Consider the following 14379-nt stretch of genomic DNA (forward strand, 5'->3'; position numbering starts at 1 on the left):
CTGACGGAATATGAATACCACACAGCACAATCACATGATATGCTTTGCTGATAAAATGTGAACAAGACATGCATCGTGGATCAGCTCGCCCACATCTTCGATCATCAATCTCAATCGCGCGAGCCGACGTTTAATATTGATATTCGTTATCCCGGCACTGATCAGCGAATGCCATGGTAGCCACACCCCCACCCCCCAATATTGTTTGCGAGACTGATTATGGTCCGCACAGGTATTGGCCACCGAAACGCTTTCACGAGAGTTTCGAAGCGATAGCAGATCGCAACCCGCGCGCGACTGCGCTCATTTCCGACACATCCGTTCTGACCTATTGGGAAATCGAGGTCTGGGCTAATGCGCTCGCCCGCGCCTTGATCAAGAACGGGGTAACGCGGGAGCAGCCTGTAGGTGTTTTCACTGAACGGTCTGGCATGCTCGCCGTCAGCCTGCTTGCGATCTTTAAGGCGGGAGGTGTGTATGTCCCGATGGGTGCTGATCTTCCGGCCGACCGCCTCGTCAGTATGATCCAGCAATCGAAGATGCACTGCTTGATCGCATTGGAGGGGTTGGAGCCACCCGCAGACGTGCTGCATGGACTTCGAAAGAACATCACCTCAGGAGAGTGTGCTCCCATTCTGCGCCCCGAGGAGATTGGACCAGATCTTATCGCCCGCAATGGAGCGCGCCTTAAGACTTTGGGTAAGCCGTCCGACCTTGCCGCTATCCTCTTTACGTCTGGATCGACTGGCCGCCCTAAGGGCGTGCAAATACAGCATGACGCGGTCTTGAATATGGCCCTTGGGCATATCGAGGCACAGGAGATCACAGCACAAGACCGCGTTCTGCTCGCCACCGCGCCTGGCTTCATTCTAGGCTTTCGCGAGCTTTGCGTTCCCCTCTTGGCCGGGGCTGCGCTTGTTCCAGCCTCGCGTGCACTTCTCGATCAGCCTTTGAAACTTCTAGACTTAATGTCTCGCCACCACGTCAGCGTGGCATTTTTTACGCCCTCCTATCTGCGTTTGTTCAATGGCGTCGTTCCAGACGGTCTGCGCTGCCTGATCACCGCGGGCGAACACCCGAATCCCGAAGATGCAAAGACCTACGCAAAATCGGTCGAGGTTTGGAACGTCCATGGCGCAACAGAAATGTGCGGCACCATCTGCATGATGCGGGTGGCCCCGGACGATGAAGGCCCCATACCGAGCGGACGGCCTTTTTTCAACACATCGGTTCACGTGCTGGATGAAGAAGGGCAGCCCGTTCGCGCGGGGGAGAGGGGCGAAATCTATGTCACGGGAAAAGGCATCGCGCGAGGCTATCTTGACCAGCCCGACCTGACAGCGGCAAGTTTTGTACACACACGCCATGGCCTTCTCTATCGCACACGAGACTTGGGGCGGTGGACGCCAAATGGATATCTCCTCACACTCGGCCGTATCAATGATATGGTCAAAATCTCTGGCCAAGCGGTTTCTCTGGGCGAAATCGAACAAGCTCTGCTACGCTATCCCGGAGTCAAGCATGCTTTCGTGGTTCAACATCACGGCCGCCTTATCGCTTTTGTGGATGGCGCACCACTCCCCTCGCGGATTGAAGACTGGCATGCGTTCCTATGCAAAACCCTGCCCTCCTATATGCTGCCCGCAGACGTCGAAATACTTGCCGAGATGCCCATTAACGCGGCGGGCAAAAGTGATCGCCAAGCCCTGTTGGCCATGGCGGAAGCATTGCAAGCCAACAGTAATGACACGCGAGGCCTACTTCCCCAGGGAAAAGTAGAAAAAGACATCGCAGGTGTGTGGGAGGAAGTTCTTGATACGAGCCCAATATTTCGCGAAGACAATTACTTCGCCTTAGGCGGTACAAGCCTTCTGGCGATCAGCATCAGCCAAAAACTGCAAGCCCTAGGCATGACTGTGGCGGCGCGTGCGATCCTGACCGCCCCAACGATTGCCGCCTTGGCTGAAAAAATCGTCAAAGTTCCCACAGGCGCCACATCACGCAGTGAACAGCAGCACGGCATCGCCACCAAGGGACAGGAAGATTTCTGGGTTGCGACAAGCCTGGGCCTTGCCACTGCTGATGCCCAGATTACGCGGATTTTGAGCATCAATGGACGAATTCCGGCGCCCGAGCAATGGCAGGCAGCATGGTCCAGTCTTATCGCGCGTCACGCAGCTTTGCGCACGGCATTCCTTGCCGGGGCCGATGACGCAGTCCTATGGCGCACGCTAAAGCCCGAGGGCCTTACACCTGGTACTGGCTTTTACATCGATACCTGCACCAGCAAGTACGAGGCCCAGCGACTAATCGTTGCTCGGGTTGCCGCTCCGCTCTCCTTGACAGAGCCCCCCTTGGCGCGAGCGGGCGTGGTGCGTTTGGGTGGTGGAGAGATGCTGTTCTGGTTCACGCTCCATCACGCGGTAGCTGATGGTGTTTCTGCACGCATCCTGCAAGAAGAGATGCATGGCATTCTGCTCGACCACCTGCTGCCGGAGAGCCTCTGTGGCCCTGCTATTGCGAGCGATGCGGAGCAAAACTACCTCACCTCTCTGCAGGCCCAACGCGATCGCCATTATTGGCGCGATCTGCTAGATCGCTTTGCGCGGGACACGAACAACTCCGTCTTTAGCGAGTTTCCGACCGATCATAGCCGTCCACCTTATCCCAGCGGGAAGTCCAGCCTCCGCTTGACCGAACAGATCGACGCGCAGACGGTCGCAGCCCTGATCCGCTTGGCACAAGCCCAGAAAGTGAGCCTTCACACACTTCTACTGAGCCTGTTGGCCGTGGAAGCGAGGCGTCGCAGCGGGCGATCAACGATACTCATCGGTACCAGCGTGTCGGTGCGCCCGGCTTGGGCCGAAGCGGCTGTGGGCTATTTCGTCAATCTGCCGCCGCTCATATTGCCCAGCGGGGACGCCCAGTCTCTTGTGGCCGATCTTCGCACCACCCAGACCGCTTTTACTGAAGCCTTGGAGCATGCCGCCTATCCCTCTGGCGAGATCTATCGCGAATTCCGCCAGTGCCATCCCCAAGCAAGAGCGCAGGCACGCACATCGCTGTTTGACATATCCCTTACCGCCAATCCATCGCGAAACTGCGGTGATGCCGAAAGTGACTTTTCCCTTTCGCCCTGCATTCTGCCGGGTGAGTTCACTGCCCCCGCGGCCGGGATAGACCTTGCCTTCAGCCACGAGCCATTGAAGGACGGCGGCTTGGAACTGGCGCTAGTATGGAATCCCGATGTCTATCGCCAGGATACCGCCGAAGCTTGGCTCCGCTCTTTCGCGGCCTGGGCGCGCTGGCTTGCAGAGGATAGCGTGCGGATCGAAGCGCCAGCCCCAGCGCTACTGCCCGACGAAATCGCGACTCTTAGCCAATGGGAAAATGGCCCGTCCGTTGTGCGCCCCGCAAAGCGCCTTCATGAGCTAATTGAAGAGGTCGCTGAGGCCTATCCCGACAGGCTCGCCGTCGTCTCCGATGGCGGTGGACAAAGCTTTTCAGCATTGGATAAAGAAGCGAACCGCATCGCCCAGCATCTTCTAAGCCATGGTGTTTCGTCGGGGGATGTGGTGGGCGTTCTGACGGAATGCTCCATCACACTCCCAGCCGCCATCCTCGGCGTATGGAAGGCCGGGGCTATCTATTTGCCACTCTCCGTCGAACTGCCGCCCGAGCGCCTCGCCTTCATCATCAAAGATGCGGGTGCAAAGATCGTGCTGGCGCTGGATGGCCTTGCACTGCCAGCCACACTTTCTCAGATAGAGATAATCCGCCCAGATAAGTCGCCGCAAATATCCACCGAACACTCAAAGCCGCGCGGAAGCCCACAAGACCCCGCCTTTATTATCTATACCTCGGGAACGACAGGTGAGCCCAAAGGCGTTGTCCTGCCGCATGCGGGGGTCGTTAACGTCGCCTACGCCACAGCAGAGGCGACCGGCCTGACCGAAGAGGATCGGATTGCCTTTGTCGCCACACCCGGCTTCGACGCATCGATATGGGAATTTGCAACAGGGCTAGTGAACGGCATGGCGATTGTGCCTGTGTCGCGCGCCTTGCGTGATGATCCCTGGGAATTGAAGCGAACCTATACCGCGCGCGGCGTCACAATCGCCTTTCACACACCATCCTATCTGCGCATTTCGCGCACGATACCTTTTGTGGGCATGCGGGTTCTGTTGTGCGGCGGCGAAGCCCCAAGCCATCAAGATGCCCGCGATCATCATTATCTCGAGTTCTGGAATCCCTACGGCCCAACCGAGACGACGATCATTGTCAGCCTTGGCAAGGTGGCGAAAGACCCGATGGATGCGCCTCCCCTTACGGCCGGCCGCCCCATTCCCAACACCCGCATATCCATCCGCCGGGAAGGCGGCACCCCCGTTCCGCCCGGAATGATTGGAGAGGTTTGGCTGAGCGGCGTCGGGCTCGCGCCGGGCTATCTCAACAAGCCGGAATTGACCGCCAAACACTTTGTCGAAACGGCTGAGGGGCGTTTCTACCGGACTGGCGATTGGGGCCGCTGGACCAAAGATGGCCAGCTGGAATTGCACGGCCGCATCGACACACAGGTGAAGCTGCATGGCCAGCGCATCGAACTTGGCGAAATAGAGCGAGTGCTGCAATGCCACCCTGCCATCGCGGACGCCGAGGTATTGATGATGCCGGCAGTGAACGACACCAAAATCCTGCATGGGTTTGTCCGGCTACACCCGGGCGCGGCAATGCCAGAGGAAAGCGCGTGGCGGGCACACCTCTCAACCCATCTTCCTCAGTACATGATTCCGGCTTCCATCACGCCGGTAGCATCGTTTCCCCTGATGATGAATGGGAAACGCGACCAGAGCGCACTTCTGGCGATGCTGAAAGCCCCAAAAACACAGGACGGGAAAGCTCCGCCCCGAGAAGGACTGGAACAACGCATCGCTACCATATGGTACGAACTTCTGGGCGAAACAGTCGCCCGCGAAGACAATTTCTTCGCCCTTGGCGGAAACAGTTTGCTTGCAGTGACATTAGCGCACCGGATTTCCCAAGACTTACAATGCCCAATAGCGCCGCGCGATTTGTTTGCAGCGCCGAGCTTGGCAGGTTTTTCCAAGCGCGTGGCTGATAGCATGCGATGCGAGATCGCTCGTGAGGGAGCGGTCTCGCATAGAAGCGATCTTGCCTCCGAAGGCCAACGCGAGTTCTGGGTCGCCGAAGCCACAGGGCTCGACACACGCGCCTTTACGATGCCGCTAATCCGCATCGTCGATACCTATCCCCTCGAAAGCTGGCGCGCAGCCTGGGCTGCATTAGTGACAAGGCATGAGAGTTTGCGCACCACGTTTGCCCTGGATGCGGATGGAACCCTCCGCCGTGCTATCGCGCCCCTAGAAGCCGACGCGGCCGCGTTTGAATCTTGTAACCAGCCCGACAGAAGCTCTGCCATCGCCTATATCCGGCAGCGTCAAGAAGCGCCTTTTACAATGGCAACTGCGCCTCTGTGGCGCATTGGCCTAGTCGCAGTTGGAGAGAATGGCGAACAGCTTTTCTGGCTCGCCTTGCATCATTCAGTAGGCGATGGGCAATCCCTCGGCGTTCTGATGCAAGAATTAGAGATGCTGCTGCATGGCAACGCCCTGCCGGAGATGACGGGTGATTTTTCGCGAACAGCCGCGCGTGAACAAGCATATTTCGCGGGCCCCGAATACGAGGAAGATGCGCGCTATTGGGAAGATCTTCTAACCGCCACACCCAAGACCGCGTTTGACGAGGCGCCGCTAGATAGCGCGAGATCCGCGACGGCCCATGCGGGCATGCATCGGTTTGAAACCACAATCGATGCGACAACAGCCCATGCCTTAAAGGCTTTGGCGCGCGCTAATAACACCAGCTTGCATGCGGTGATGTTGAGCCTTCTAGCCGTTGAGGCGTGCAGGCGCGTGGGACACAGCGACATAATCATCGGCACTACGGTTTCCACGCGCGAAACGGCCCAAGAGGCACGGGTCGTTGGCTATTACGTCAACATGCTGCCCGTGCCCATCCATCTCAAACGGGGAGCTTCGTTCACAGATGTGCTTGGCGAGACAGGTGCTCGTCTTGCAAAAACCTTGGCGCACGCCCGTTATCCTTTTGCGCGCATATATCAAAACCATCGTAACCAGCATGAGCACGCACGCCATCCCACACGTTACCCGTTGTTCGACATCGCCGTCACAGAAAACCCCACCACCAATGTGCGCTACATGCGGCACCGCGGGGCCGAATATGAATATTGGGAGACCTCGCCGGGCGAGGATATGGTGCTGAGCCATGAAATGACGCCTGACGGACAATGCCTGCTGCAGTGGCATGTTAATGCGGCGGTCTATAACCGCGATACGGCGGAGTACTGGTTGAAGGCGTTGACAGGCTGGGCGCAGTGGCTGGCGGAAGACAGCGACAGGGCGCTAGTACCACTGCCAAAGCTTTTGCCACCGGAAATAGACCAGCTCCAAAGGTGGGAATATGGAGCGCTGGCGGAGCGACCGGCGTTGCGCTTCCATGAGGTATTCGAGCAACGCCTTGCCGAAAGGGGTGCGCATCCCGCGGTCTTAACGCAAACCTCTATACGGAGTTATGCCGAGCTCGAGCACGACGCGAATATTCTAGCGCAGGCATTAATCTGTGCTGGGGTTGTGCGGGGCTGTACAGTGGGAGTTTTGACGGGGCGATCCGCTGCCCTTCCCGCTGCACTTCTGGGCATCTGGAAAGCGGGCGCGATCTATCTACCTCTGTCCGCCGATCTACCGCCAGAACGCTTGGCCTTCATGGCGGAAGACGGAGGACTTTCGGCTCTGATCGCGTTGGATGGGCTGGTGGTGCCGCCTGAACTTTCTGCGGTGACACCCCATATTCTGCGACCCGAGATGCTAGAGCTGGGCGGGATTGAAGACCGCCCGCTTGTGGCGGGGTCCCCGGACGACATCGCTTACATACTCTATACCTCAGGTTCAACCGGACGGCCCAAAGGAGCTCGGATAACTCATCGTGCCTATGTCAATCTGGTTCTGAGCGCGGGCGAAATCTATGGCCTGACGCCGGATGATCGCAGCTTGATGTTTGCGTCCCCGTCTTTCGACGTCTCGTTATCAGATATCGGCTTACCTCTGGCTTTCGGCTCAACGCTTTGCCCGCTTCCTTATGAGGTTCTAAGCTCGCCCACGGCGTTTCAGGATTTCTTGCGAACGCTCAAGATCACGCTCGCAGATGTCACGCCGTCTTATCTGAGGTTGTTCGAAGGCGCCGATCTGCCGAGCTTACGCATTCTCGTCACCGGCGGCGAAGCGCCCGCGAAGGCTGACATTCAGACCTATGCGTCCCGTCTTCGCTATTACAATGCCTATGGCCCCACCGAAAACACCATCAGCAGCACGATGGCGCTGCTATCGGCCGATACGCCATTTCTGTCGGCTGGCCGTCCGCTGCCCAATACCAGCATTCACATTTGCGATGCGGAGGGACAATCGCTTCCGCCAGGCGTAATCGGTGAGGTGTGGCTTGGCGGCCGCGGGTTGGCGCAGGACTATATCGGGCGGCCCGATCTGACGGCCACAGCTTTTGTAATGACGAGAGAGGGCCGCCGCTATCGCTCTGGTGATCTCGGGCGCTGGCGAGCCAATGGCGAGCTAGAGATTATCGGTCGCGCAGACGATCAGGTGAAGATCAACGGCATCCGTGTGGAGCTGGGCGAAATTGAAGCCGCCCTCAGAGCACATCCCGACGTGGCGCAAGCCGTAGTCCTTCTGGAGGGGAGTGGCATAGATCATAGCCTATGGGCATTCATTCTTCCCCGCCCGAACAGCGAGGTGCCCCTAGAAGACGCTTGGAGGAGCTATCTTGCGACACGGATTCCGGCGTACATGATACCTGCCGCGGTCATCGCTATCGATGCCATTCCACTCACCGAGTCCGGAAAAGTCGATAAAGGCTCGTTGAAGAACTTGCTACGTGGGCGATCCTGCAGCCCCAAGGAAACCCTTCAAGACGAGCTGGAAAACAATATTGCCCACATCTGGAAAGATCTTCTGGGTGTGCAAGAGCTTCAGCGCGACGACAACTTCTTTGCTCTGGGCGGGCACAGCCTGTTGGCGATTGCATTGGCGCATCGTCTGGAAAAACTTCTAGGCCATCCGGTTCCAGCTCGAGAGCTTTTCGTCGAACCAACGTTGCAGGGCTTCGCCGCCCGCATACGTCATTGCGCAGCAGCGACCATAAATGCGGCGGCCTCTGCGCGGGCAACTGAAGGTCAGCGCGAATTCTGGGTATCCGAGCAGGCCGGGCTCGACACAAGCGGCTTCGTCATTCCCTTAAGCCTGATCGCGCGCAATGCTGAAAGTGTTTCGGAAGCGCAGTGGCGAAATGCATGGCGCAGAGTAGTCGCCCGCCACGAAGCGCTACGCACGGGATTTCGAAGCGACGAAAACGGCATTCTTGGGCGCTTCATCGATGAATCCGCCCCCCCCGACCTCGAGTTTTGCCACTACCCCGACCTCGCCGCAGCCCAGAACCATTGCCAAGCGCGTCAGAGCGAACCCATCAGCATGGCAACGCTGCCCTTATGGCGCGCAGGGATCGTGCAAATCGCCGAACCCCGGAAAACCTTGTTCTGGATGGCATTGCATCACGCGGTGGGTGACGGTGTTTCTCTTGGTGTTCTAGCGGAAGATCTGGCTCGCATCCTGAGCGGAGAGGCTTTGCCGCCACTGCGTGCGTCACTCGATCTCGCAGCGGGACGGGAAGAGGCTTATCTCGCCAGTACCGCATGCCAACATGACGCGTGCTATTGGGCAAAAATGCTGGCTGACATCAGCGCGGGGCCCGGCGATGCCTTTGACGAATGGCCCTTGGATTTCCCACGTCCCAGCGGACGCACGGCGCAGAATATCAAAGGTGCCCATATTTTCCGCGCCAGCCTGGATGAGGCGACAGCCCGGGGGCTGCGCACTTTCGCTCACCAGCATGGCGCAAGCCTTCACACCCTGCTCTTGACCATTTTAGCACTGGAAATTTTCCGCCGTACAGCGCGCTCGGAATTTCTCATCGGAACGGCGGCCTCGACCCGTGAGACAGCCGATGAGGCAGATCTTGTCGGCTACTTCGTTAACATGCTGCCGCTTGCCTGCCGGATCAGCAGAGAGACGACGATTGAAGAAGCATTGCGGAACATGCAGGCCGCCCTGGCGGAGGGATTGCAGCATGCGCGCTATCCCTTCGCACGCATCTATCAGGATTTGCGCCGCTTCCAGACGACTTCACCGCATCCGGCGCGCTTCCCTGTGTTCGATTTTGCCGTGGCGGAAAATCCCGGTAATTCAGACGAAAAAAGCGAGTTCCATTTCGAAGCTTTACGCTCAGACGAACCATATCGCTTGCGCCCCAATACACCAGCGCAGGACATGGTTCTAGTCCATGAAGGGTGCGCTGATGGCGGCTTGATCCTACAATGGTATGCAAATGCCGCCCTATATGAAAAAGAAACGGCGGCGGCGTGGATGGAAGCGCTGGTCGCGAGGTCGAAATTGCTCGCATCCGGAAATCGGTCAGTGCAAATTCCCAACTTGCTGCCAGCAGAAGAGGCTTTGCTAAAAGCTTGGGAATATGGCCCGCGCATTGAGCCTCCCACCCCGAGCTTCCCTGCCTATTTCGAACAATGGTGCGCTGAGCACCCCCATCGCCCGGCCCTCGTGAGCGATGAGCAAGTTCGAAGCTATTTCAATCTTAACCTTCGCGCCGAGGCTCTGGCTCAGCACCTCATCGAACACGGATGCGCGCCGCAAGAGCCGATTGGCGTTTACACCAGCCGCTCCACAGCCTTGCCGGAAACGGTTCTCGCCATTTGGAAGGCGGGCGGGTGCTATGTCCCTCTGGCGAATGATCTTCCTGATGAACGTTTGAAATTCATCATTGAAGACGCAGGGATAAAGCGGCTTGTCCTTCTCGATGGGTGCTCACTTCCGGCGGCACTGGCCGAAACTGGCTGCGTGATGACGCGCCCCGAAGCATTGCCGCTGGAACGCGGTGATCAAACACCACACCGCGCATGCTCCGGCCCAGCTTATATTATCTACACCTCCGGCTCGACCGGCGTTCCTAAGGGCGTGGTTCTTTCGCATGAGGGGCTGAATAATCTTGGCGTCTCGCTTAGCCGCGCCTTGGAGATTACTGCAGAAGATCGCGTGCTCTTGATGGCCTCGCCAGCCTTTGATGCCTGGATTTCCGATCTTGCCATGGCTTGGGCGGCTGGGGCTGCAGTGGTCCCAATAACGCGCGGCGAGATGAATGATATTGCCGGAATGCGTGCCAAGTTAGCGCGGCTGGGCGTTACCGTGGCGACCATGCCGCCATCCTATCTGCGCTTGTTCGCCCAAGCCGATTTTCCGACGCTGCGTATTTTGATGACGGTTGGTGAGCCCCCCATCACAGCCGATGCCCTGCATTACGCAACACGCCTTCGCTATATCAATGGCTACGGACCGACGGAGAATACCGCCGCGGCGACGGTTGGGGCGATCATCCCGGGCGCGCCGCGGCTGACGGCGGGAAAGCCACTCGCCAATATCACCGTGCATATTCGTGACAAGCAGGGCGCTCCTGTACCTCCGGGATCCGTCGGCGCGATCTGGCTTGGCGGGAGAGGATTAGCCACGGGGTATCTCAATCGCCCCGACCTCACCGCGAAAAGTTTTATCGAAACGAGCTCCGGCCGGCTTTATGACACTGGCGATCTAGGACGCTGGACGCCGCACGGCGATCTGCAAATTCTTGGCCGCTCCGATGCTCAGGTAAAACTCCGGGGTCAGCGGATCGAGCTTGGCGAAATCGAACATCTGCTCAGCGCGCATCCGCTGGTGCATCAGTGCGTGGTTCTGGTCGGCCCCAACCCCGATGGCAGCCAAACACTGTGGGGCTTTGTGCACCTTGAGCCCGGCGCTGACGAGCCGAGCCAAGAGGCTTGGCACGCCTATCTATCCGCCAAACTTCCGTCCTATATGCTCCCAACGGCGGTCATTCGGGTTGCAGAAATTCCCCTGACCCATGGAGGAAAGATCGACAAGGGCGCGCTCATCACCCTGACACACAACGGCGGCCTTGCGTTGGACGGACGTTCACGCACCCCGCCGAGCACTGAAATCGAGCAGCGCATCGCTCAAACATGGGCTGAGCATCTGGAACGAAGCTTCGTTGCCCGCGAAGATAATTTCTTTGATCTGGGCGGCGATAGCCTGAGAGCTATCGCGGCAGTCAATCATCTGCGCCGGACCTTCCGCTGTGCCATTACCGATCTTTACGAACACCCTCGCCTCGCCGATTTTGCAGCGATTTGCCAGTATCACCCGGAGCATCTTCACACCCTGATCCGCTCCGCCAAAATGCATTGGCAAGCCTACCAGGAAACACGCGCCGCTTATGAAGCGGAACGCGCCGAAGCCCTTGCTCCCCAATGGCGGGCATATGCGGTCAGGAACGCCGCCTATCGGAATATCGCCGTAGAAGAGCGCCGCGATTACGCCAATACCCTTTTGACCGGGGCGACAGGGTATCTCGGCAGCTATACGTTGCGCGAGCTCTTGAGCAATCCCCAGCGCCGGGTCACAGCCTTGGTGCGCGCTGCCGACGATACCGCCGCCCGCCAGCGCCTGGGCGAAGTCTTGCAGCATTATTTTGGCGAATCGCAAAGAAAGGCGCTACTGGAAACCGAGCGCCTTACCGTGCTCGCGTCGGATTTGCGCTGCGACAGACTTGGCCTTACGTCCAAGGCATATGACAAAATCGCGCGGGAGATTCAGGCGGTCTATCACTGCGCTGCCAACGTCAAGCATTTCGGCCATTACAGAGATTTCGAAGCCGATAATGTGGCTGCCACCGCAAGGCTCATAAAACTCGCCGCACATCGCGGGGCCGATTTTCATTTTGCTTCGACCATATCGGCGGCCGGGAAAGCACCCGAAGACGAATTCCTGCTCTTTACCGAATATGACGCCGTGCCGGACATCGCGGACGAAAACTATTATGTCCGTAGCAAGCAGGATGCCGAAAGGCTCCTAGTCGCCGCCCGCCAATATTTACCCAATGCCTCAATCCATCGCGTCGGCAATCTTGTCTACGCAGCGGACGGCAATGCGCTACAACGCGACATCAAAGAGAATGCCTATTTCCGCCAATTAGCGGCCTTCCTGAAGCTAGGCGTGGTGCCGAACGATTCTCATACATGGCTCTGCCATGTTGATGTGGTGGCGCGCGGATTGGTACGCCTGGCCGAGAGCAGAGCCTTGACCAATGAAACGCACCACTTGGAAAGCAGCCGCAAGCGCACACTCGCCAGATTCATCGCCGAGGCAGCCCCGATCCGCGTAACCGGTTTCGACAGCTTCCTCGACCGCCTAGAGGCCGCCCTCGACGAGCCGGACACTGATGCGGCACTGACGGAAACACTCGAGAATATGGGTATCTATCGCGGTATCGCTCCGCAGCCCCGATCGAGGCGGCTGGAAATCACCTCCGCAAGAACCCAAATGCTTCTGATCCATCTGGGTCTCGCCTGGCCAAATACTCCCGGAGAAGGACGAAAGGCCACGCTCGCCCAGGCAACACAGCTCTTTGCTCCAACAAAACTGGCGGCCCCATGAATATTCCGTCACGCATCGGCATACTCGAATTTCTTCAGCAGGAAACACACGCGCTCAACAAGAAGCTGTTCCTGCTAACCGCCGTATCCGGCGTCGCCAATGCTATGAATCTCGCCGTCATCAACGCATCGGTCGATGCCTTGAAAACCGGCGGGCCATCCTGGCAGCACTTTCTATGGTTCGGGCTCTCCATCGCGCTGTTCGTTTATTCCCTGCGCTATGTGCTTTATGAATCCAGCCGGATCGCCGAAAATGCGATTTGCAGCGTACGGGTGCGGCTGGCCGACAAGATCCGCCGATCCGACCTCCTCGCCCTGGAAAGCATCGGCGCGACCGATATTCATGCCCGCATCAGCCGGGACACAGCAGCCATAGCGCAATCCGCGCGGCCGCTGTTTTCGGCAGCGCAATCAGCCGTTATGATCGCATTCACGCTTGGTTATATCGCGACGGTTTCGCCGCTTGCCATGTTCTTGTGCATTGGCCTTATCGCAGGCGGCGCCGCGATCTACCTGAAGGACCGCAAGAAATACGAAGAAGGGCTAAATACCTCCTCCGAAGAGGAAGACCGGCTTTTCACGTCGCTCACCGGGCTACTGGCGGGGTTTAAGGAGATTCGCATCAACCGTGCGAAGAGCGATGATGTTTTCGGCGATTTTGCGGAAACCGCAGGCCGCGTGCGTGACGTGCGCACCCGTGTCATGATCCTGTTCTCGAATAACATTGTTATTATCGAGATGTTCCTGGTGTTGCTTCTGGGGGCAATGGTTTTTGTACTGCCGATTCTGTCGGGCTCCTTCACCGGCTCGGCGACCAAGATTGTAGCCGCGATTTTGTTTTTCTTTGGCCCCCTCGGCAACGTCGTGACCATGATTCCGGTCGTTTCACAGGTCAATGTCACCATCGCCAATCTTCAGCGCCTGGAAGCGAGACTAGACGACACGCTGGAAAAATTAACCAGCTTCGAAAACTCGCCCATTATCGACATGCGCGGCTTCAAATCGATCCGCTTCGATGGGCTACACTTCGCCTATCGCGACCCGGACGGGAATGCGGCATTCCAAGTCGGCCCTATCGATTTCACCTTGCGTCATGGCGAAATGCTGTTTCTGGTTGGTGGCAACGGCAGTGGCAAGACTACTTTACTGAAACTGTTCACGGCGCTTTATCAGCCGCAGCAGGGCGTCATCCGTGTCGACGACGAGCAGATCGGCCCAGCCAACATCCAATCCTACCGCGACCTGTTTTCCGCCATTTTCTCGGACTTCCACCTATTCGACAAATTGCATGGTTTGCGCGATGCCGCCCCGGAGCGCATCAATGAGCTTCTGAAGTTGATGGAGATTTCCCACAAGACGACCTTTGTCGACGGTTATTTCTCCAATACCCATCTTTCCACCGGACAGCGCAAGCGACTGGCGCTGGTAGTCTCCTATCTCGAAGACAAGGCGGTTTATGTTTTCGATGAGGTAGCAGCGGATCAAGACCCGCATTTCCGCCGCTATTTCTACGAGACCCTCCTTCCAGACCTAAAAAGAGCTGGCAAGACAGTCGTCGTCGTAACTCATGACGACCGCTATCACCATATCGCCGATCGAGTTCTGCAAATGGACTACGGCACCCTCCGCGAGGTTCCCCGTTCCTTAGACCCCGATGCTCCCAAGCTTCATTTTTCAGCCGGACGCAGTGCGCCCCCTAAGGAGGGCAGCGAATGAAA

The 14379-nt window shown here is 57.9% G+C and carries 2 protein-coding genes; both read left to right on the forward strand.

The genetic code is table 11. The annotated features are described in order from the left end of the window. Nucleotides 1-173: 173 nt before the first annotated feature. Entirely contained in the window at nt 174-12662 is a 12489-nt protein-coding gene (locus tag FHS83_RS02280) for a non-ribosomal peptide synthetase (RefSeq protein ID WP_167080470.1), read from the forward strand. Beyond that, the gene (locus FHS83_RS02285; RefSeq protein ID WP_167080472.1) at nt 12659-14377 is read left to right on the forward strand and encodes a cyclic peptide export ABC transporter; all 1719 of its coding nucleotides are present in this window, start codon (nt 12659-12661) and stop codon (nt 14375-14377) included. The genes FHS83_RS02280 and FHS83_RS02285 overlap by 4 nt, the downstream gene beginning before the upstream one ends. The last annotated feature ends 2 nt before the right edge of the window (nt 14378-14379 follow it).

Source organism: Rhizomicrobium palustre (assembly GCF_011761565.1).
GTDB lineage: Bacteria > Pseudomonadota > Alphaproteobacteria > Micropepsales > Micropepsaceae > Rhizomicrobium > Rhizomicrobium palustre.

Excerpts from the sequence above, each read along its gene's own strand:
- FHS83_RS02280 (WP_167080470.1), top strand. The coding sequence starts at position 174 with ATGGTAGCCACACCCCCACCCCCCAATATTGTTTGCGAGACTGATTAT.
- FHS83_RS02285 (WP_167080472.1), top strand. The coding sequence starts at position 12,659 with ATGAATATTCCGTCACGCATCGGCATACTCGAATTTCTTCAGCAGGAA.